Genomic DNA, 18,059 nt, shown 5'->3' with positions numbered 1-18,059 from the left:
GCTGTATTCGTAATCACTGAAACTTTGCTGCTTCATTTCTGCACACCGCCTTTTTTCTTATGCCATTATAATACCATTTCTTTTGTGTCATTGCATTAAATCAGCGGTTCCATAGCCTGTTTGCAATTTCCGCCGCGTGTGTTACAATATCCCCTGTTTGCGGAAGGGGTGCGGATATGTTTTACACGATGGAGGAAGCCGCTGTCATCGGAGGATTTCTGGAACTGTATCTGGAACGGGATAGTGTTGCCCCGGCCGTGCGGGAGCGGCACCGGAAATTCCGGCAGGGGCTGCTGGGCGGCGCACTGGAACGGACCGATTATGAATGGGCTGCTGCGGCGCTGGGATTCCTGCGCCCCCAATGGTGGCCAGAGCATGAAGATCATCGGGCGTTGGAGAATGCCCTACTGAAGACCCGGACGCTGGCATCCAAAAAAGAATAAGAATCACCATTTGCGGCAACGGCAGAGGAATCTGTCGCTGCCGCTTTTCTTTTGAAGAAGGAGGAACCCATATCAGCACAGAGAAAATGAAAGTCCTTGTGGTGCGCCCCATGGAACTGCCTGCGGTGCAGGAGATCGACCACACTCTTTCTGCCATGCAGGAGCTCGTAGGCGGCACCATTCAGGCAGTCTACCCCTTCGATGACCCGGTGGCGCTCGTCTGCAATGACGAGGGCAAGCTGCTGGGCCTGCCGTGGAACCGCGCCCTGACCGATGATCACGGTGTGCCGTATGACATTGTCTGCGGCACATTTTTTGTTGCCGGTCTTAAAGAGGATGATTTTGCCTCGCTGACGGAGCAGCAGATTGAAACGTACAAGGACAAATACAGCCATGAAATGATCCTTTCTGTTCCGAAACAGCCGGAGGCACAAAAGAAACCAACGAAGAAGGAGAAGCATGAATATGAAAGATAACTGCATTCTGACTGCTGAGTCAGTCACCGAGGGACATCCCGACAAGCTCTGCGACACCATCGCGGACGCGGTGGTGGATGCCTGCCTTACGCAGGATGCCGCTGCCCGCGTTGCCTGCGAGGTCATGGCCACAGCCGGAAAGATCATCGCCGCAGGCGAGATCACGGCAGCGAAGATTCCGGACATCCCTGCCATTATTTGCAGGACGGTGCGGGAAGCCGGATACGGCGGCAGTGACCATGAGGTGGAGGTCATCACCCATGAGCAGAGTCCCGACATTGCGGAAGCCGTGTGTGGCGGCACGGAGACCGGCGCAGGAGATCAGGGAATCCTGTACGGCTTTGCCTGCGATGAAACAAAGGAGCTGCTGCCTCTGCCTGTGGTGCTGGCGCATCGACTGACCCGCCTGTTGACCGATACCCGCAGACAGGGCATCATCCCCGGCCTGCGTCCGGACGGCAAGGCGCAGGTGTCTGTGGAATACCGCTCTGGAGTCCCGTACCGCATTGCCGCAGTGGTGGTATCCTGCCAGCATGAGGAGGAACTGCCCCTGCCGGAACTGCGCCGGGACATCCTGCTCCATGTGATCCGGCCCGCCATGCAGGAGCTGCCGCCGGATGAACATACAGAGGTGTTGATCAACCCCTCGGGTCGATTTGTCCAGGGCGGTTTTGAAGCGGACACCGGGCTCACCGGACGCAAGCTGATGGTGGATACCTACGGCGGCCTCGCCCCTCATGGCGGCGGCGCGCTGTCCGGCAAGGATGGAACGAAGGTGGACCGCAGTGGCGCGTACATGGCCCGTTATATTGCCAGGAATATCGTGGCGGCAGGACTGGCAAAGCGCTGCACCATCAGCCTTGCCTATGCCATCGGTAAGGCACAGCCTGTAGCGGTGACGGTGGATACGGAGCATACCGGCATCTATTCCGATGACGTGTTGGAACAGGCAGTCCGCACGGTATTCAACCTGACACCGGACGGCATGATCGGAACGCTGGGACTGGATCAGCCCATGTTCCAAAAGTTCTGCAATTACGGTCACTTCACCCATGCGGACGCGCCCTGGGAGCGCACGGATATGACAGAGGTGCTGGAATGTGCCTGTCATGCCAAGGACATGGGCGTATCGGACCGATAACAGAAAAGGCCCGCGAGAGATCGTCTCTCGCGGGCGTGTTATCACTGTACGGAATCCTTGAATGCCTTGCCGGGCTTGAAAGCCGGCGCCTTGGAAGCGGGGATTTCAATGGTGGCTCCGGTGGCGGGATTTTTGCCGGTGCGGGCGGCGCGCTCCTTCACCTCGAAAGTGCCGAAGCCCACCAGCTGTACCTTGTCACCGGACTTCAACGCAGCCTGCAGCGTGTCGACAAACGCATTCAGAGCGGTGTCACAGTCCTTCTTGGTAAGGCCGCTGGCTTCCGCCATGGCGGTGATCAGTTCTGTCTTATTCATCGTATTTCGTCTCCTTTATATCTAAAATGACCGGAAATGATATGCGCTATTATAGCAGACTCCCCACCTGCTGACAATACTGCAGCAAAAACAGAATCAGAGAGGATGATCACGATTTCAAAAGAAAAGAAGAAAACACCACATATTGCAGCCTGCTCCTTCGGCAAAGATAGCCTTGCTACGATCCTGCTGGCGCTGGAGCACGGGGAACCGCTGGATGAAGTGGTCTACTGTGAGGTGATGTTCGATAAAAGGACCTCCGGCGAGGTGCCGGAGCATCGGGCATTCATCTACGAGACTGCGATCCCCAGGCTGGAACAGTTGGGGGTCCCTGTCCGTGTGCTGCGTTCGGATAAGACCTATCTGGACCTGTTTGCCGGAGCCATTACCCGCGGTCCGAAAAAAGGACTTCGACGCGGATTCCCTCTGTGCGGGCATTGCTACGTTCAGCGGGACTGCAAGCTCCGTCCCATCCGCCGGTATAACAAGACTCTGACGCCGGATGCTGTGCAGTATGTGGGCATCGCCAGCGATGAGCCGGTGCGCTTGCGCCGCTTGCAGGGAAATCAGGTGTCCCTGCTGGAAAAATATCACTACACCGAAGAGGATGCAAAGCAGCTCTGCCAAACGGCAGGGCTGCTTTCACCTGTCTATGCGTTTACAGACCGTGGCGGCTGCTGGTTCTGCCCGAATGCCAAGCGGAAGGAACTGCGGCACCTCTATGACAACCATCCGAAGCTGTGGGCGAAAATGCTGGAACTGCAGGCAATGCCGGGAAAGGTGTCCGAGAAATTCAACCGCACGGAGCGCTTTTCCGACATCGATGCGGCATTCCGAAAAGAAGATGCCCTGTACCCAAAAGCGGCATAAAAAAGAAAAAGGAGATGAGAACCATCAGCAATCAGAAATATGAGATCACAGACATGGCCCATGAGGAATATCCGTTCCTGCACCGCATCCGTGCGCTGCGGGATATCTGCGGCGAGATCCGCGCAGGCGACATAGGTGGCTTCGTGGAAAGCGAAAGCAACCTGTCCGCGGAGCCGGGAGACTGCGCGTGGATCTTCGATGACGCCATTGCAGCGGGTGACGCCTATGTGGATCGGGACGCCTGTCTGCGGGGCGACGCCATTGCCTGTGGCAGCGCCTATGTTTCCAAAGGCAGCGTGATGAGCGGCCACAGCCGCGCCGAGGACAACGCCTATCTCCGCGGAGCCTCCATGACCGGAAAAGCGCTGGCTTCCGGAAACGCGCAGATCATTCACGATCCCCATACGATGGGGACTCCCATCCTGTCCGGCAACTGCAAGGTGTATGGCACGGTGCAGGGGGATATCCGCATCACCGGTTCTGCCGTGATCCTGCCCTGCGAGGAAGTCCGCAACGATACACGGGATACCTTTGTCCTGAGCGGCAAGAGCCGCAGCGTGATCCGCGGCATCGGGCGTGAGACAGTGCAACCCCTGCAAAAAGAAACAAGCCCTATGAAAACAAAAACGCCAAAGAAACGAGGTGTAGAGCGATGACCGTGTATGAGCAGGAACTGCGAAAGCTGTTTGAACATAGCAATCTCGTGGATCGGCCTCAATTTTCCGGGCGTGTGTGCGTGGGAGATCTCGGAAATGACCTGCGTGTACGGGCAGAGTTTCTCTCTACCCACATCTCCAGCCAATATGACGCCATCCGCCTCACGGTGCTCAACCGCACGGAGGGTGTGGTGGACCGGACGCTGCTGCGCTTTCAGGATGTCTGGGGCAAAAAGCAGGTGCCGAACAACCCGAACTTCCGCAGCGGCGTCATTCCCCACCTGTGGGATGACTACGGAAAAGTGGAGTGGTACGCCTATCACCCCACTGCCGCGGACTATGCCGCTCTGCGGGATGCCGTCGGTCAGTATCTGTCCGCATTCCGGGAGCGCACGCCGGAGCTGGAACGGAGCGGCCCCAAGCTGGTCTATATCTGTGCTCCGCTGCGGGGCGATGTGACAAACAATGTAGAGTTTGCGCGGCAGAAAGCGCAGGAGGTGTTTGCGGAGGGGAATATCCCCATCTGTCCGCATCTGCTGTTCCCGCCTGTCGCAGATCCCGCCGATCCCGCCCAGGACGAGAAAGCCAGGGCGATGGGACTGCGCCTGCTGGAATCCTGCCAGCAGATGAATGTGTACGGTCCGGTCTGGACGGATGGGATGTGGCAGGAGATCTACAAAGCCGGCGAGCTGGGCATCCCCGTGATGACGGATCAGACAACCATTGGACGGACGCCACCTGCACGGCATCCCAAAAGAAAGGAGAGATAAATGCCAATTGAAAAGATCAGCGCGGACGATCTGCGGGATATGGAGCATCAGGAGGGACTGGTGCTCCAGGGCTGCGGCGGTGAGGCGCGGGAGTGGCTGGATGGCATCAACGACCTGCTGACGCAGGACGGCATCCTGCAGAATGGCAGCCGCTTTGAGACGGTCAAGGTTTTTCAGCACGATGGACTCACCAATCTGCTGTTCCCCTTCGAGGACATTCAGGTGGACATGGGGAAACTGGCAATGTGGCGCTTGCAGACCCACGGCGCATTCGGAGGCACATGGCTTTCTGACTATGTTCCCAACAGACTGGGTGGATTCCACTCTGCCCGGCAGGAGAAACCCCGCCCTCTCTGCCCTCTGCTGGGGCAGGACGGCAACATCTTCCATCTGATGGGTATTGCCGCCAGAGTTCTCCGGCAGAATGGCATGGCGGCAGAAGCAAAGGAAATGCAGGCCCGCATCATGGGTGGAGCGTGCCGCAGCTACGAGGAAGCACTGGGAATCATCAGCGAATATGTGGAGACGGAGCTGTCTCCGCCCCGCGAAAATCGAACGAAAAAGAAGGAGAAGCATGAGTATGAGCGATAATCAGAAATGGAGCATCCTCCAGGGGGATGCTCTGAAGGTGCTGGGGACCTTTGCCCCCAACACCTTTGACGCTGTGATCACCGATCCGCCCTATGCGTCCGGTGGACGCACCCAGGCGGAGAAAAACAAATCCACCGCCCGGAAGTATTCCAGTATGGGTGAGAACGCGCCGCCCCCTTTCGATGGGGACGCCAAGGACCAGCGCTCCTGGACCCGCTGGGCGGCAGAGTGGCTGTATGAGGCAAGAAAGGTATGCAAGAGCGGCGCGCCGGTTTGTATGTTCATTGACTGGCGGCAGCTCCCGGCAGCCACCGACGCCCTGCAGTGGGCTGGCTGGATCTGGCGGGGCACCGCTGTCTGGGATAAGGGCAACAGCCGCCCGCAGAAGGGGCGCTTCCGCCAGCAGGCGGAATATATCGTCTGGGGCTCCAACGGCGATATGCCTATCAGCCGCCCGGTCCCGTGTCTGCCGGGCGTGTTCAAATACGGCAATCCCCAGAGCCGCATCCATCTGACGGAGAAGCCGCTGCAGCTGATGCGGGACATTGTGAAGATCACGGAACCGGGCGGGCATATTCTGGACCCCTTTGCTGGCAGCGGTACCACGGTGCTGGCGGCTGTGCAGGAGGGCTATACCGCAACCGGCATCGAAGTCACAGACACCTACGCGGAGCTGGCACGGGAACGCATCCGAGCCGAGCTGGAAAAGGCGGCATGAGCTACTGGGCTGTCTGGCAACACTACTTGCTAAAACAGGGATAAGTCGGTATAATAAAAACAATAGAATGGTGTTACAAGTGAGGACGCAGGTATGAATGATCGAAACGCACAATATGATCCGGAAACGGGAAAGCCGCTGGACCAGTCCTATTTGGAATGCGGACTGCCGGAAGACCTCCACGAATCCATCCTGAGAATGGAGGAATCATGGAACATCATTGACAGCGGCAGGCAGGATAACCATTGGGATCTCTGGTGGTGCGACCTGAATGCGCTGATCAATTCCTATGAAGTAGAGCAGGTCATCTCATCAGAACAGGCATGGTATCTGAGAGAAAAATATCTCCGTATGGAAAGAGAGGGCATCTCCTGTGAGTAATCATTTTGTACAAGAACTGATCGATAGATTCCAAATTGAGCAGAAGAAAAACGACCGCAGCGGTGTTTACGCTATTACGCAGAGAATGCTGGCCTACAATTCCAACAAAATTGAAGGAAGCACCTTAACAGAAAAGCAAACGGCCTCCCTGTTTGATACCGGCACCTTATCTGCTGAAGATGCGCTGATCCGAGCAAAGGACGTAGAGGAAATGACGGGGCATTTTCTGATGTTCAATGAAATGCTCAAGACCTACGATCAACCGCTCTCACACGAACTCATTAAACGATATCACTACAAGCTGAAAAGCGGTGTCTTTGAAGATATTGCCAACGGCTATCCCATCGGGGAATATAAGAACAGAAGAAACCGCGTCTCGGATATTGTCACGGCCCTGCCGGAAGAAGTGGAAGCGCGCATGACAGAATTGCTTGCGGGATACAATGCTCTCCCACAGCATACTCTGACGGATCTGGCTAAGTTCCACGCTGAATATGAGATGATCCATCCTTTTCAAGATGGAAACGGGAGAACCGGCCGCGTGATTCTGTTCAAAGAATGTCTGAAAAACGGATTGGTACCCTTCGTGATAAGTGATGATAAGAAAATCGAGTATTACCATGCGCTGAACACCGCACAGTCCAAAGGAGACTATGCGCCTCTTGAGGCATTCTTTGTAGAGGAACAGACGAGCTATTATCAACAGGTAGAAGGATTCGTCCTTCCCTTCGACGCAGCTCGAACTACTGCACGAAACAGCAGGCAGAAAACGGAAGAGATCGAGCGTTGATTCAATATTTGAACGGGCAGGGTGTCTTGATGACACCCTGCCGTTTCTATTTTGGGTGTTACATTGACACCCTGTGCGGAAGGACCCTGCGAAACCGGATGTCTGGCGCTGCCGCCAGGCATTTCTTTTTTTCTGGAAAAGGTGCGGACCGTGTCCGCCTGTATTGGAATCAACCTACCTCTCAAAGAGCGCCCCGCCGTCGGCGGGGAACAGCCAACGCCGCCGATGGCGGCGCTGGCGCAAGCATAGCGTTTGTATGACAAACGCGCTTGCTGGGGCATCCCCAGTCCCCAATGCCGCCTGCGGGCGGAAGATTTTGCGGCAGTGCCGCAGGAAAGGAGGGCGATATGCCCGGAAAAACACACATGATCTCCGTCCGGCTGACAGACGCGGAGCGCAGGAAGCTGTCGCAGATCTGCGCCGTCTCCGGCCTGCCGGTCAGCGCGGCGATCCGGGAGATGATCGGCGGCGTTGCCATCCGCCAGCGGCCACCGCAGGAGCTCCACGACCTGTATGTGGAGATCAACCACATCGGCAATAACATCAATCAGATCGCCCGCAAAGCCAACGCCGGCTTTGCGACGAAAGAGGATGTCAGGGAACTGAAATTCCTGATGCGGACGATAGAGACAAAAATGACAGAATTGGTGAAACAGTAATGGCAGTCACAAAGATCCTTGCCCGCAGAGCCGGTTTGGCGCAGGCCATTGCCTATGTGGTCAACGGTGACAAGACGGAGGAACAGGTGCTGACTGCCGCGCAGGGGTGCTCAATCGGAAGTGCCTGTGCCGAGATGCAGGATGCCAAGATCCGCTGGAATAAAACAGACGGAGTACAGCTCTATCATATCATCCAGTCCTTCCGTCCGGGCGAGATCACGCCGGGATTGGCGCTGGAGATCGCGCAGGAATTCGTGCGGGAGCATCTGCCCGGATACCAGGCGGTCATCGGCATCCATACAGACCGGGAACACATCCACGCCCATATCGTATTCAATTCCGTCAACCAGCTTACCGGAGGAAAATACCACAGCAATGCCCGAAGCTACTACCAGCAGATCCGTGCCATTTCAGACCGGCTCTGCCGGGAGCATGGATTATCTGTCATCGTGCAGGGCGAGCCTGCCAGGTCGGTCAGCTACATCGAGTGGCTGCGCCAGTCCAGGGGGCAGCCCACCTTCCGCTCCATGCTGGAGGCAGATCTGCGGGATGCCATCCGGGATGCCAACGACCTCGGTCACTTCTTCCTGCTCATGGAGCATAAGGGGTATGAGATCCATCATGGAGGCAGGATCGGCTTCCGCCTGCGGGGGCAGGATCGATACCAGTACCCCGGCAGGCAAGATCCGCTGTTCACAGAGGACGGTATCCGCACTGCCATCCAGGGCAACCTGGAACAGATCGAAGCGGGGCTGCGGCCTGTCTTGCCTGTGCGTCCGGCATATCAGCCGTATCGGAAGCATCCCAGATACAGCGGTTTCCTCGCCCTCTATGTCCATTATCTCTACCTGCTGGGCAAGATCGAAAAGCGGCAGTACCCGCCCCGCATGACGCCGCATCTGCGGCGGGCGGTCATGCACTTTGAGCGGTATCAGGCACAGTTCGCGTTCCTACGGGAAAATGACATCACAACGCCTGCTGACATGGCGGCATTCGAACAACGCACAGAGGAAACGCTGGGCAGATTGACAAAGCAGCGGACCCTCCTCAATGTGCGGAAGAAGAAACGCCAGCCGCTCTATGCGGCGCTGGCAAACGCGGAGGCGCTGGAACCCAGCAGGGCGTTATACGAGGAAGGGCTCACCGGCATGGAGCAGGAATTCGAGCAGTATATGAAAGCCGTGAAGCTGCTGGAGGATAGCGGCATTCCGCGGGAGGTGCTGAAGAAAGAAAAGGCAGAAGTGTATGAGCAGCTCTCAGAGGTGAATCGGAAGATCCGGGCGGAGCGGGAAAAATGGAAGCTCTGTCGGGAAATCTGCCAGCAGACGCCTGCAATGGAGCAGGACATCCAGAAAACAGAAGAACATCAGAAGGAGGTGCAGGAACATGAACATCGGAGGCGGTGAAGCGGCGGACCAGCTGGTACGCATGATGCTCTCCGGCAGCGAGGTCGCTGTCCGGCTGAGCGGCTCCGCCATCAAAAATATGCTGGCGCTCACCATGGCGCTGGCGAAAAACCACAAGACCATTTCCGGTAAAGTCAATCTGGTCAAGATGCTGAAGGAGACCCGCGATGTGCGGCGATTTTCCATGTCACCGGAACAGTATCAGCAATTCAGGCAGCGGGCAGGAAAGCAGAAGATCCTGTTCTCTGCCATCCGCGATTCGGATAACAAGGGAAAAGTCGTGGATGTGATCATGCCGGTAACGGAGATCGACCGCGCCAATATGATCTTTGAGCGCATCCGCTATACCGGACAGCCGGAGCAGGCGCGGCAGGATGCCCCCTCTAAGGAGCAGGAAGCCCGTGTGGGACAGGAGGCGCCACAGCACGAACAGGAACGCCCACGGCAGGAAGAAACGCCTGTAACGCCGCCTGTGGGCGAGCGGCAGGGGGTGACGCCAAAAAAAGGATCTCGGTCGGGAACAGACTTGCCAGATACCAAAGGCAGATCGACCTCATCCAGCGGCAGGGAAACGGCTGCCGGGACGATGACGAATGAGCGGCCTTCGGTTCTGGAACGGCTGAAAGGCTATCAGGCGCAACTGGACCAGCAGCAGAAGTCTGCCCCGGCCAAGGAAAAGGTCCATCAAAAAGTACGACCGGACAGAACAAAGTAAGAAAGCCGTTTCGTCAGCGAGGCTGGCAGAGCATTCCGCTCTGCCGGCCTCGTATTTTTTACGCAGGAGGTGATGCGGCTGAAAAAGACATCCCAAACAACGGATCTGGTACTTGCCCTGTTCCTCTATATCCCTGTGGTATGGGCGGCGCTGCTGATCGCCCAGTCCCTTGGCGGCGGTCTGCCGGAGCTGCTATCAAACTTAACTGCCGCGCTGGAACAGCCCTTCCAGATCCAATGGACAGACAAGAGCCTGTTGTCCATTCTTGTCTGCACCGGCGCGTATCTCATGGGGCTGTGTCTTTATGCTTCCGGACAGGGCAGGACACGGGACGGCGAGGAACACGGCTCCGCCGCATGGGGCTCGCCCCGGCAGCTCAACGCGCAGTTCCGGCAGAAGCAGAACAAGATCCTCACCCGCCATGTGCGGCTGGGGCTGGATACCCACAAGCACCGGCGCTCACTGAATGTGCTGGTCATTGGCGGCAGCGGCGCCGCCAAGACGCGCGGCTATGTGAAGCCCAACATTCTGGAAGCAAACAGCAACTATGTGATCACAGACCCGAAGATGGAGGTGCTGACCGCCACCGGAGGGTATCTGAAACGGCAGGGATACGACATCCGAGTGCTGAATCTGGTGGATCTGTCGCAGTCGGATGGCTATAACCCCTTCCGCTACCTGCGGGATGAAAAAGACGCGCTAAAGCTGGTCAACACGCTGATCCAGGCAACGACGCCCAAGGGCAGTCACGAGTCCGATCCGTTCTGGTCGAAGTCCGAGACAGCACTGCTGCAGGCCATCATCCTCATGCTGTTCCAGGAAGCGCCGGAATACGAGCAGAATTTTTCCATGGTGATGCGCGTGCTGGAATATGCCGAAGTGAAGGAGGACGATGATGAGTATGTCTCCCCGCTGGATCTGCTGTTCCGGGCAATGGAGTATGAAAACCCGGAAAGCGTTGCCCTGCGGCAATATAAGGTTTTCAAGCAGGCTGCGGGAGTTGTATGCTTTAAGAGACTTCTTAATCAGTCGATTAGGAAGCGGCTTATACCTGCTCACAGTATACCAAAGTTCCTTGCGGAACGCTCTGCAAGACCCAGCACCGTATCAATGAATCGGTGGTTCTGGAGTTGATTTCCGAGCTTTTGAAAGCCATTGCCGAGTATGCAAGCCATGACAGAGCCGAGTTTATCCGGGTGGTGCAGGAAGCACAGGACAGCCAGCAGACAGCGGAAGTCCGTAAGAAAAAGACCCGCCTTGCCACCGCCAAAAACAGGCTGAAAGAGCTGGAAGTCCTTCTTTGCAAAATCTATGAGGACAACATTCTGGGAAAGCTGCCAGACAACCGCTATGCCACGCTCGACGCACAGTACGGCAAGGAACAAGCCGAGCTGACCAAGGAAATATCTTCTCTGGAAGCCAGCCTTACCGCCTATGAGAAGAACAAAAAATCAGCGGAAAATTTTATCTCTCTGATTGACAAGTACCAGAGCTTTGATAACCTGACCATTACCATGCTCAACGAGTTTATCGACAAAATCCTTGTCCATGAGCGTGACCGCAAAGGCAGTCGGGACACCACGCAGGAAATTGAAGTGTACTTCAATTTTGTGGGCAAATTTGTTCCCCCAGCGTTTGGCGAAGTGGAGCTGACCCCAGAGGAATTGGAAGAACTCCGCAAGCGTGAGGAACGCAAGGACAGGCTTCATCAAAACTATTTGAAGCGGAAAGCCAATGGTAAACAGAAAGAGTATGAGGAACGCACCAAAGCCAGGAAAAAGCAGAGATTGAAGCCAGAAAACAGGTAATCCGCACCGAGGATATTGCCAGAGGGGTATTTGTCCCGGTAAGTAGTATGCCAAAGCTGGAACCGAGAAAAGGAGCGTGATTTTATGACAGAGCTGAAACCGAAAATTCATGAGAACGGCATAGACCATGTGCTGGTGGGCGATTACTATGTGCCGGACTTAAAGCTGCCGGAGGAACACCGCCCCATTGGTCGCTGGGGACACTTGCACCAGTCCTATCTGAAACAGTACCGCCCCATACTCTACAACGACCTGCTTTTGTCGGGCAAGCTCCACACTGTACTTGCCGATCTGAACGAGCAGGCAGCGGACAGGCTGCACTTGATTATCTGTCAGATGATGAAAGCCGAGGGTGTGACCGAAGCCATGAAAGAGGAAAATCAGATGTTGTGGGTGCAGTCTATGAACTCCATTCGCAGCCGAGCAGAGGAAATCATCAAGGCTGAACTAATCTACTGTTGAGGGAGGTGGAGTTATGATTTTGGAAGCCATGTATTGTGGGGATTTTTACCCCTGTGAAACGGTTGCACCTACATCGCCGAAGTACCGCAAGGCACTCAAAACCTGCGAGAAGTTAATGGAACAGTTATCCCAGCGATTGAACAAAGAGGACTATGAACTGGTGCAGGAACTTCAAGCACAGACAGCAATCGCCCAATGTGAGGAAAACGAAAGCTACTTCAAGTATGGTTTTTCGGCTGGGCTGATTGTCCAGCAGGAAGCCCATGAACAGGTACAACAGAAGAAAGAAAAATAGTAGAGCGAGACCGCCTGAGCAGAGAAATTTTGTTCGGGCGGTATTCTAATTTAAGAAAATCGAAATAGATTCGTTCATATCTTTATGTTAAAATTAATACAAACATGAATCATTTGAAAAAGGGGGGATAAAATGCTTCCAAATGGGATTACTGGCTTTAGGAATTTGAAAGATCCCTATATCCCAGAACAAGAGAAAAGGATATTTCAGAGATTTTGTTATTCTATTGCGACTCGTTATCATTGTGAGGTACTTTCATTTGATTTAGATCTTGCATCGAAAAATTTTTATTCTGCCGAAATCAAAACTGAACAGGGCAGGTTTTATCTTTTGGAAAATGCCTATTATCCATGGATTGCATTTGCAAAAAACTTGGACTTTACAAAGATTGAATTTGTAGAAAGCCCATTCAATCTCACTGACCCAAGTGTGAATGTACTTACACTGCCAGAGCTTGAGCAGAGCTGGCATGATATTGTTGGTGAACTTAACAAAGCTGAGCTGGAACAAATCAAGTATTGGAAACCGAATATAATAGGGGATATTATTTTTAACTTTTGGGATTAAGATTTAAGAGGTGATGAAATGTCTTTAGAGATTATTGCAGCAAAAGACTTCAACCATGCGTTTGAGATTGTGTCGATGGACCCCGAAAAAAGGATGGAAGATCACGTTGTATCAGAACCGGAAGAAATAGGCCACTTCCTGTACGATATCAGAAACGAACTCACAAACTATACATGCTATTATCAATTCGATCCATACAGGGAAATCCAACTGGAAGCGGACCTGGTTCCGGTAATCAAGACTTTTTCGCAATCTATCATCAAGTGGCTTGAGGAACATGGCACAGAAGAAAACCGTGTAATTCAGCAATATGGCCTGTGCTTCCCAAAGATTCGGCGTTTTGCGGATGAATTGGGTCATGCATGTGATGTAGCCATGGAGCATGGATACGGATTAGTTGGTTTTGGTGATTGATGCTACTGTATTGAACATGATTCAAAGAAATTCACAGAGGAGGAAGTCTAACGATGAATCGTGAAAAAACACATTTATATAAAAAACAACATCAGCAACCAATAGAGGAAGAAACACCTCCGCATAAAGGAAAATCAAAGACGGCTGCTACATCTGATAGCCGAAAACGGTCTAAGCACAAACACTTATACAAAAAAATCATCTTACACTACGGAAGTGACTCATTTGCTTGGGGAAGACAATGTGAAATTTGCGGGAGAGTGGATTCTACATATAAATCCTCTTATTGGAATCCAAAGGAGTTCCAAGTAACTGGTGAGGGATTGTATGGAGAATGGAGAAATATTTGCCTTACCGAAATTCATAGAAAATATCCTGAATACACCATTATGACATTGGAAAATGCAAAGTGGGTGGAATGGACAGGAGAAGACAATAAAGAGGAGAAAACGGAGGAGTGCTGTGCGAAAAGAGTTTGAAATTCAAGGGTGCATTGAAGTTCCACCAGAAGTAACAGAAGACGAGTTCTGGAATGCGTTTATTGAATTTGTGGAATCCAAAGGATGGTCATTTGGTGGTGGAATTCAAGAAATTCAAGATGGATATTATATTTTGGCTGATGGCAGTCGAGGACAATATGTGTTAGATGAGTGCTAACATGAACAAAATCCCTTAGAACTCTAAGGGCGCACTTCTATACTCTCCTGTCGAGAGTATCGTGCGTCCTGCGGAGCTTCATTCCCGGTCAGCAGAAGAAAACTGCTCGACCGAGAATGTTTCGTCACTTCGTTCCGTCAAGGTGGCTACACCCCCTTGCGCCGCTTATGCGGCTATCCCCTGTGGACTTGCCGTCCGCAAACGGTTTTGACAAACCGTTCGCCGCCAGCAAGTTGTAAATAAAGTATGATGGAGGTACTCAATTTGAAAAGAGTTGCAAAAATAGTTTTGATAGGAGTCTGCTTCGGCTTGATTTTGTTATTCCTTAAAATTAGTTTTAGGATTGATGATGCAGCTTTTATGCATGGTTATTGGATTGCGGCGGTTGCCATTGTATTAGGTGCTGTGTTAATCAATGTATGTTACAATCTAATTTATTTTAACAAAGTCAAGAAAATTGCAAAGCTGTTGAGTGAAGAAAAGCCACAGGAATACATTGACGGTATAGAAAATTTGCTAAAAACCGCAAAAGGGAAAACATTAAGAAATATCTTAGAATTAAATTTGGCTGCTGGATACATTGAGACAAAACAATTTGATATAGCAATTCCTATGCTGGAAAAATTGTCCCATGAGCGGCTGAGCGGTTCTTCTGTTAATGTAGTTCATAAAATCAACCTTTGCTTGAGCTATTTTGAAACTGCACAGTATGAAAAAGCAATTACAGTATACAACGAAAACCAAGGACTTTTTCAACAATATAGACATCACAAAATCTACGGCGGAAACATAGCCATACTTGATATAATAGCAGCAATTATAAATGAGCAATATCAAGGGAAAAGATACCACTTCTGCCGTTTCGCAGCCGCAGACCGCTGCGGAGCGTGGACGGCAGCAGGCGCGTCAGAACGCCGCGCAAAAAGCTGCCAAGATCAAGACCAAAGACGCCTATATCGGCGCACAGACAGAGACACAGGTCACAGTGGCAGCGGAACCGCAGCGGCAGGGGCAGAGAGTATTTATGGAGGAACGCGGGCGCAAAGCCGCCCGATGGCAGGCGGTGCAAAAACGAGCCGTATCGCGGCACCAGGTCAAGACGGCGCAAGCCTTGCATTCAGACAGGGACGGCAGCACCATGCCCGACAGGAAACGTTCAGCACAGACTCCTCACATTAAAGAGCGGGCGGCAACCAGCTTGCCAAAATCGGCGCGAAAACACAGTCTGCCAATGGAACGGAAAGTATCACCGACTTTGTCTCGTTCACGCAAGACGGGCGACGCGGTGAAAGCCGCAGAGTCCGCACAGAAGCAGGCGGTCATGCTGCAAAGCAGCGCCCATGCCGCACGGGAAGCAGTGGTGCAGACAACGCGGTATCAGCAAGCCGCGAAAGCGGCGCAGGCCACCGCGCAGAAAGCATCCCAGGCGGCGGGACGGGCGCTGCGGGCGATCCTGTCCGCCGCCAGAAGCCTTGCGGCGGCGATGATGGCGGGCGGCAGCACGGTCCTCTCAATGGTGTTAGTCATCTGCCTGATCGGGCTTCTGATCGCGTCGCCGTTTGGGATTTTCTTCTCCGGCGAGGACAGCGGCACCGGATATACGATGCCGGAGGCTGTGACCATGCTGAACGCGGAGTTCACAGACCGCATCGAGCAGATCAAGGTGGATAACCCTTATGACGAATTGGATATGGACAACGCGGGCAGCGCCGCTATGGTGGCGAACTGGCGGGATGTGCTGGCGGTCTATGCTGTGCGGACAACGACAGATGCAGCGTCGCCGGACGAGGTGGCGACGCTGACGGAAGAAAAGCTGGATATTCTGCGACAGATTTTCTGGGATATGAACGCCATCTCTTATTGGGTGGAAACCATCTCAGGCGACAAGGATGAAAGCGATACCGTCATCCTGCACATCACTGTCACAGTCAAGGATCATCTGCAAATGGCGGAGGAATACCATTTCACGGCAGAACAGAAGAAGCTGCTGGAGGAACTGATGCAGCCGGAGTATGAAGAACTGTTCATGCGGCTCACCGGCAGCTACCAGGATATTGCACTCGGCGATAAGGAAGCTGCGGAGATCATGAAAAAACTCCCTGCGGATATCAGCGAGGAGCGCAAGCAGGTGGTGCTGACGGCGTATCAGCTTCTGGGCAAGGTCAACTATTTCTGGGGTGGAAAGAGCCTTGTGCTTGGATGGGATTCTCGCTGGGGTACGCCTATGGAGGTCACGGCGGCAGGCAGCTCTACGACCGGAACGATGCGCCCATTCGGATTAGACTGTTCCGGCTTTGTCGATTGGGTGTTTTACAACCAGTCTGGCGGCAGTTATGTCATCGGCCATGGCGGTGGAGCGTCCAGTCAGCACAGCTATTGCACCGATATTTCATGGAGCGATGCCCAGCCGGGAGACCTTGTGTTCTATCCGGGAGACAGCCATGTCGGCATTGTCTGTGGATTTGACGGAAACGGCAATGTGCTTATCATCCACTGCGCCAGCGGGTACAACAATGTGGTTGTGACGGGAAAGAGCGGCTTTACATCTATTAGCCGCCCTGCATACTATGCCGATTAAAAATACCTCTTGTTTCCGCATGGTATCGTCTTTCTCTGATGCTGTCACGCTTTCCTATTTCCCGCCACCGGCAGGGCCACCTGGGTGATGAACTTGCTCGGGTCCTTGTGCTGGGGCGGGCCCTCCAGATAGGTGTGGCGCAGGGTGCCAAGCGGCGTTAGACCGTGGGCGGCGGCATGGTCCTGAAGCTGCCGCCCTACGGCAGGGAGTTCCTCGTAGGCTCCGTGGTGGTAGATGCAGATTGCCTACACTTCCGGCAGCTCCACCACAAATTCACCTTGGCTGCCTGCGGGAACTGCCACACAGAAAGCGGCTTCTCCCGAACGGTCAATGGGATATTCGATGAAGTACATCCGCCGGGTGATGTCCGTTCCGTAGGAGCGCATGGCCTCCAGCGCCGTATTACGCAGCAGGACGGTGCGCTCGGCCACGGAACCGCTCGGATAGATGCGGCGATACACCAGCTGCGGCGGCAAAAATATCTCCTTGACCTGTTCAGAGCTGATCTTAGCCCGCTCGTAGAGCTTTTCGATGTTGAGGTTCAGCTCATCGCGCATCTTTTCCAGCCGCTGAATCAGCGGCAGCAGGTCGGCGGAGTCGTTGAAGTAGTCCCAGATCTCATCCAGCGTCAATCCAAGGTTTTGCAGGCTGCGGATACTGCGCAGCAGAGTGAAGGTGTCAATACCGTAATAGCGGTTGCCGGTGGCGGTATTTCGGGTGTCGGGCTGAATGAGTCCCCGCTCCTCGTAATGGAGGATAATGCGGCGGGTGACGCCCAGCGCTTTGGCAATTTCCCCAATGGAAAAAAGATTTTCTTCATTTTTGGACATAATTTTACCTCAAAAAGCAAAAAAAGACTTGCACTGCACTCCGACAGCCTTGCTTTCTCTATGGCCGCCCCTGGTTTTGACGGTTACGATAGGAATATTGTTATTGACAATTTGCAAAAATCATTCCTCTCATACTTTGGAACGATTTACATTTTCGTCAGGGGTTGTATAATAAACTTGAGTTATAATCAATTTCGTCGAAAGAGGTATTGACAGGGGGGCGCGCCCCCCTGTCCCGTAGGGTTCCCCTACGGGACAATTCCACTCTGGCGCAAGGGAGGGAAACGCTTGCAGGAAAATATCATCGTAAAACCGTCCGTTGAGAAGCAGTTTGACCGTTTTTTGCGGCAGGGCCGCGCACTCTTTTTCAGCGCACCCTGCGGCTTCGGAAAGACAGTGCTGGCCGATACGCTGTTGGATGGGCGGCCCGTTCTGCGGCTGAACGCGGCAGATACCGGCTTTGCGCTGCCCTCTCTGGAAGATGCGTGAGACATCCTGCTGATCGACAACATTCAGGA

25 protein-coding genes and 1 pseudogene are annotated in these 18,059 nt (G+C 53.7%); 24 read left to right on the top strand and 2 right to left on the bottom strand.

The window, feature by feature from the left end:
* The first annotated feature begins 176 nt into the window (after positions 1–176).
* The 3 genes from ACTQ33_RS10910 (at position 177) to metK (ending at position 2,060) form a co-directional block, all read left to right on the top strand.
* Positions 177–443: a hypothetical protein gene (locus ACTQ33_RS10910; RefSeq protein ID WP_441364318.1), complete on the top strand. Its 267-nt coding sequence runs from the start codon at positions 177–179 to the stop codon at positions 441–443.
* Positions 444–553: 110 nt separating this feature from the next.
* Positions 554–919 (top strand): DUF3846 domain-containing protein, encoded by a 366-nt coding sequence (locus tag ACTQ33_RS10905; RefSeq protein WP_441464619.1) that lies wholly within the window; start codon positions 554–556, stop codon positions 917–919.
* A complete protein-coding gene (gene metK / locus ACTQ33_RS10900; RefSeq protein WP_441464618.1) occupies positions 909–2,060 on the top strand; it encodes a methionine adenosyltransferase in 1,152 nt (383 codons plus the stop codon). Before ACTQ33_RS10905 ends, metK begins: the two co-directional genes overlap by 11 nt.
* Before the next feature lie 41 nt (positions 2,061–2,101).
* Here metK and ACTQ33_RS10895 read toward each other — a convergent pair whose 3' ends face one another.
* Positions 2,102–2,374 carry an HU family DNA-binding protein gene (locus tag ACTQ33_RS10895; RefSeq protein ID WP_441464617.1) on the bottom strand — a complete coding sequence of 91 codons (273 nt, stop codon included), beginning with the start codon at positions 2,372–2,374 and terminating at the stop codon, positions 2,102–2,104.
* A gap of 105 nt (positions 2,375–2,479) precedes the next feature.
* On the opposite strand from ACTQ33_RS10895, the gene ACTQ33_RS10890 reads away from it, so the two are divergent.
* The 20 genes and pseudogenes from ACTQ33_RS10890 to ACTQ33_RS10795 all read left to right on the top strand — a co-directional run bounded on the left by ACTQ33_RS10890 (position 2,480) and on the right by ACTQ33_RS10795 (position 16,711).
* The gene (locus tag ACTQ33_RS10890) at positions 2,480–3,244 is read left to right on the top strand and encodes a phosphoadenosine phosphosulfate reductase (RefSeq protein ID WP_441363955.1); all 765 of its coding nucleotides are present in this window, start codon (positions 2,480–2,482) and stop codon (positions 3,242–3,244) included.
* 14 nt (positions 3,245–3,258) lie between these two features.
* Positions 3,259–3,900: a hypothetical protein gene (locus tag ACTQ33_RS10885; RefSeq protein WP_441363954.1), complete on the top strand. Its 642-nt coding sequence runs from the start codon at positions 3,259–3,261 to the stop codon at positions 3,898–3,900.
* On the top strand, positions 3,897–4,670 hold the full coding sequence (locus ACTQ33_RS10880) for a DUF7768 domain-containing protein (protein WP_441363953.1): 774 nt from the start codon (positions 3,897–3,899) through the stop codon (positions 4,668–4,670). Before ACTQ33_RS10885 ends, ACTQ33_RS10880 begins: the two co-directional genes overlap by 4 nt.
* Complete coding sequence (locus ACTQ33_RS10875; RefSeq protein ID WP_441363952.1) at positions 4,671–5,261, top strand: hypothetical protein; 591 nt, start codon at positions 4,671–4,673, stop codon at positions 5,259–5,261. It abuts the gene before it with no gap.
* Positions 5,251–5,979 (top strand): DNA-methyltransferase, encoded by a 729-nt coding sequence (locus ACTQ33_RS10870; protein ID WP_024723025.1) that lies wholly within the window; start codon positions 5,251–5,253, stop codon positions 5,977–5,979. The genes ACTQ33_RS10875 and ACTQ33_RS10870 overlap by 11 nt, the downstream gene beginning before the upstream one ends.
* 93 nt (positions 5,980–6,072) lie before the next feature.
* Positions 6,073–6,360, top strand: a complete 288-nt coding sequence (locus ACTQ33_RS10865) for a hypothetical protein (protein WP_441363951.1) — start codon at positions 6,073–6,075, stop codon at positions 6,358–6,360.
* Positions 6,353–7,150 carry a Fic family protein gene (locus ACTQ33_RS10860; RefSeq protein WP_441363950.1) on the top strand — a complete coding sequence of 266 codons (798 nt, stop codon included), beginning with the start codon at positions 6,353–6,355 and terminating at the stop codon, positions 7,148–7,150. Before ACTQ33_RS10865 ends, ACTQ33_RS10860 begins: the two co-directional genes overlap by 8 nt.
* A 347-nt stretch (positions 7,151–7,497) precedes the next feature.
* On the top strand, positions 7,498–7,809 hold the full coding sequence (locus ACTQ33_RS10855; RefSeq protein ID WP_441363949.1) for a plasmid mobilization protein: 312 nt from the start codon (positions 7,498–7,500) through the stop codon (positions 7,807–7,809).
* The gene (locus tag ACTQ33_RS10850) at positions 7,809–9,215 is read left to right on the top strand and encodes a relaxase/mobilization nuclease domain-containing protein (protein ID WP_441464616.1); all 1,407 of its coding nucleotides are present in this window, start codon (positions 7,809–7,811) and stop codon (positions 9,213–9,215) included. Before ACTQ33_RS10855 ends, ACTQ33_RS10850 begins: the two co-directional genes overlap by 1 nt.
* Positions 9,196–9,930, top strand: coding sequence for a DUF3801 domain-containing protein (locus ACTQ33_RS10845; RefSeq protein WP_441464615.1), 735 nt, complete (start codon positions 9,196–9,198; stop codon positions 9,928–9,930). The genes ACTQ33_RS10850 and ACTQ33_RS10845 overlap by 20 nt, the downstream gene beginning before the upstream one ends.
* 72 nt (positions 9,931–10,002) lie before the next feature.
* Positions 10,003–11,064: a type IV secretory system conjugative DNA transfer family protein gene (locus ACTQ33_RS10840; protein WP_441464614.1), complete on the top strand. Its 1,062-nt coding sequence runs from the start codon at positions 10,003–10,005 to the stop codon at positions 11,062–11,064.
* Positions 10,977–11,818: pseudogene (locus ACTQ33_RS10835) on the top strand (DUF4368 domain-containing protein); the annotation flags it as partial. The gene ACTQ33_RS10840 and the pseudogene ACTQ33_RS10835, both read left to right, overlap by 88 nt.
* A gap of 4 nt (positions 11,819–11,822) precedes the next feature.
* Complete coding sequence (locus ACTQ33_RS10830; protein WP_441464613.1) at positions 11,823–12,200, top strand: TnpV protein; 378 nt, start codon at positions 11,823–11,825, stop codon at positions 12,198–12,200.
* Positions 12,201–12,213: 13 nt separating this feature from the next.
* Positions 12,214–12,495: a DUF6809 family protein gene (locus tag ACTQ33_RS10825; protein WP_441464612.1), complete on the top strand. Its 282-nt coding sequence runs from the start codon at positions 12,214–12,216 to the stop codon at positions 12,493–12,495.
* Between the two features lie 132 nt (positions 12,496–12,627).
* Complete coding sequence (locus tag ACTQ33_RS10820; RefSeq protein ID WP_441464611.1) at positions 12,628–13,062, top strand: hypothetical protein; 435 nt, start codon at positions 12,628–12,630, stop codon at positions 13,060–13,062.
* Positions 13,063–13,080: 18 nt separating this feature from the next.
* On the top strand, positions 13,081–13,476 hold the full coding sequence (locus tag ACTQ33_RS10815) for a hypothetical protein (RefSeq protein WP_441464610.1): 396 nt from the start codon (positions 13,081–13,083) through the stop codon (positions 13,474–13,476).
* Between the two features lie 53 nt (positions 13,477–13,529).
* The gene (locus ACTQ33_RS10810) at positions 13,530–13,955 is read left to right on the top strand and encodes a hypothetical protein (protein ID WP_441464609.1); all 426 of its coding nucleotides are present in this window, start codon (positions 13,530–13,532) and stop codon (positions 13,953–13,955) included.
* Positions 13,939–14,133: a hypothetical protein gene (locus ACTQ33_RS10805; RefSeq protein WP_441464608.1), complete on the top strand. Its 195-nt coding sequence runs from the start codon at positions 13,939–13,941 to the stop codon at positions 14,131–14,133. The genes ACTQ33_RS10810 and ACTQ33_RS10805 overlap by 17 nt, the downstream gene beginning before the upstream one ends.
* 264 nt (positions 14,134–14,397) lie before the next feature.
* The gene (locus tag ACTQ33_RS10800; RefSeq protein ID WP_441464607.1) at positions 14,398–15,312 is read left to right on the top strand and encodes a hypothetical protein; all 915 of its coding nucleotides are present in this window, start codon (positions 14,398–14,400) and stop codon (positions 15,310–15,312) included.
* Between the two features lie 76 nt (positions 15,313–15,388).
* Positions 15,389–16,711, top strand: a complete 1,323-nt coding sequence (locus tag ACTQ33_RS10795; protein ID WP_441464606.1) for a C40 family peptidase — start codon at positions 15,389–15,391, stop codon at positions 16,709–16,711.
* A gap of 245 nt (positions 16,712–16,956) precedes the next feature.
* On the opposite strand, the gene ACTQ33_RS10790 is transcribed toward ACTQ33_RS10795, so the two are convergent.
* Entirely contained in the window at positions 16,957–17,541 is a 585-nt protein-coding gene (locus tag ACTQ33_RS10790) for a helix-turn-helix domain-containing protein (RefSeq protein ID WP_441464605.1), read from the bottom strand.
* A gap of 288 nt (positions 17,542–17,829) precedes the next feature.
* Here ACTQ33_RS10790 and ACTQ33_RS10785 point away from each other — a divergent pair, with 288 nt between their 5' ends.
* Positions 17,830–18,030, top strand: a complete 201-nt coding sequence (locus ACTQ33_RS10785; protein ID WP_441464604.1) for a hypothetical protein — start codon at positions 17,830–17,832, stop codon at positions 18,028–18,030.
* Positions 18,031–18,059: the final 29 nt, after the last annotated feature.

The organism is Candidatus Avoscillospira sp. LCP25S3_F1 (assembly GCF_052117125.1).
GTDB lineage: Bacteria > Bacillota > Clostridia > Oscillospirales > Oscillospiraceae > Avoscillospira_A.
This window is presented reverse-complemented; position numbering and strand designations above follow the sequence as displayed.

What these genes read in the sequence shown, in the direction of transcription:
- ACTQ33_RS10815 (WP_441464610.1), top strand. Translation starts at nt 13,081, where the DNA reads ATGTCTTTAGAGATTATTGCAGCAAAAGACTTCAACCATGCGTTTGAG.
- ACTQ33_RS10885 (WP_441363954.1), top strand. Translation starts at nt 3,259, where the DNA reads ATGAGAACCATCAGCAATCAGAAATATGAGATCACAGACATGGCCCAT.
- ACTQ33_RS10825 (WP_441464612.1), top strand. Translation starts at nt 12,214, where the DNA reads ATGATTTTGGAAGCCATGTATTGTGGGGATTTTTACCCCTGTGAAACG.
- ACTQ33_RS10875 (WP_441363952.1), top strand. Translation starts at nt 4,671, where the DNA reads ATGCCAATTGAAAAGATCAGCGCGGACGATCTGCGGGATATGGAGCAT.
- ACTQ33_RS10880 (WP_441363953.1), top strand. Translation starts at nt 3,897, where the DNA reads ATGACCGTGTATGAGCAGGAACTGCGAAAGCTGTTTGAACATAGCAAT.
- ACTQ33_RS10820 (WP_441464611.1), top strand. Translation starts at nt 12,628, where the DNA reads ATGCTTCCAAATGGGATTACTGGCTTTAGGAATTTGAAAGATCCCTAT.
- ACTQ33_RS10850 (WP_441464616.1), top strand. Translation starts at nt 7,809, where the DNA reads ATGGCAGTCACAAAGATCCTTGCCCGCAGAGCCGGTTTGGCGCAGGCC.
- ACTQ33_RS10910 (WP_441364318.1), top strand. Translation starts at nt 177, where the DNA reads ATGTTTTACACGATGGAGGAAGCCGCTGTCATCGGAGGATTTCTGGAA.
- ACTQ33_RS10840 (WP_441464614.1), top strand. Translation starts at nt 10,003, where the DNA reads ATGCGGCTGAAAAAGACATCCCAAACAACGGATCTGGTACTTGCCCTG.
- ACTQ33_RS10790 (WP_441464605.1), bottom strand. Translation starts at nt 17,541, where the DNA reads ATGTCCAAAAATGAAGAAAATCTTTTTTCCATTGGGGAAATTGCCAAA.
- metK (WP_441464618.1), top strand. Translation starts at nt 909, where the DNA reads ATGAAAGATAACTGCATTCTGACTGCTGAGTCAGTCACCGAGGGACAT.
- ACTQ33_RS10890 (WP_441363955.1), top strand. Translation starts at nt 2,480, where the DNA reads ATGATCACGATTTCAAAAGAAAAGAAGAAAACACCACATATTGCAGCC.
- ACTQ33_RS10855 (WP_441363949.1), top strand. Translation starts at nt 7,498, where the DNA reads ATGCCCGGAAAAACACACATGATCTCCGTCCGGCTGACAGACGCGGAG.
- ACTQ33_RS10895 (WP_441464617.1), bottom strand. Translation starts at nt 2,374, where the DNA reads ATGAATAAGACAGAACTGATCACCGCCATGGCGGAAGCCAGCGGCCTT.
- ACTQ33_RS10845 (WP_441464615.1), top strand. Translation starts at nt 9,196, where the DNA reads ATGAACATCGGAGGCGGTGAAGCGGCGGACCAGCTGGTACGCATGATG.
- ACTQ33_RS10810 (WP_441464609.1), top strand. Translation starts at nt 13,530, where the DNA reads ATGAATCGTGAAAAAACACATTTATATAAAAAACAACATCAGCAACCA.
- ACTQ33_RS10865 (WP_441363951.1), top strand. Translation starts at nt 6,073, where the DNA reads ATGAATGATCGAAACGCACAATATGATCCGGAAACGGGAAAGCCGCTG.
- ACTQ33_RS10830 (WP_441464613.1), top strand. Translation starts at nt 11,823, where the DNA reads ATGACAGAGCTGAAACCGAAAATTCATGAGAACGGCATAGACCATGTG.
- ACTQ33_RS10905 (WP_441464619.1), top strand. Translation starts at nt 554, where the DNA reads ATGGAACTGCCTGCGGTGCAGGAGATCGACCACACTCTTTCTGCCATG.
- ACTQ33_RS10870 (WP_024723025.1), top strand. Translation starts at nt 5,251, where the DNA reads ATGAGCGATAATCAGAAATGGAGCATCCTCCAGGGGGATGCTCTGAAG.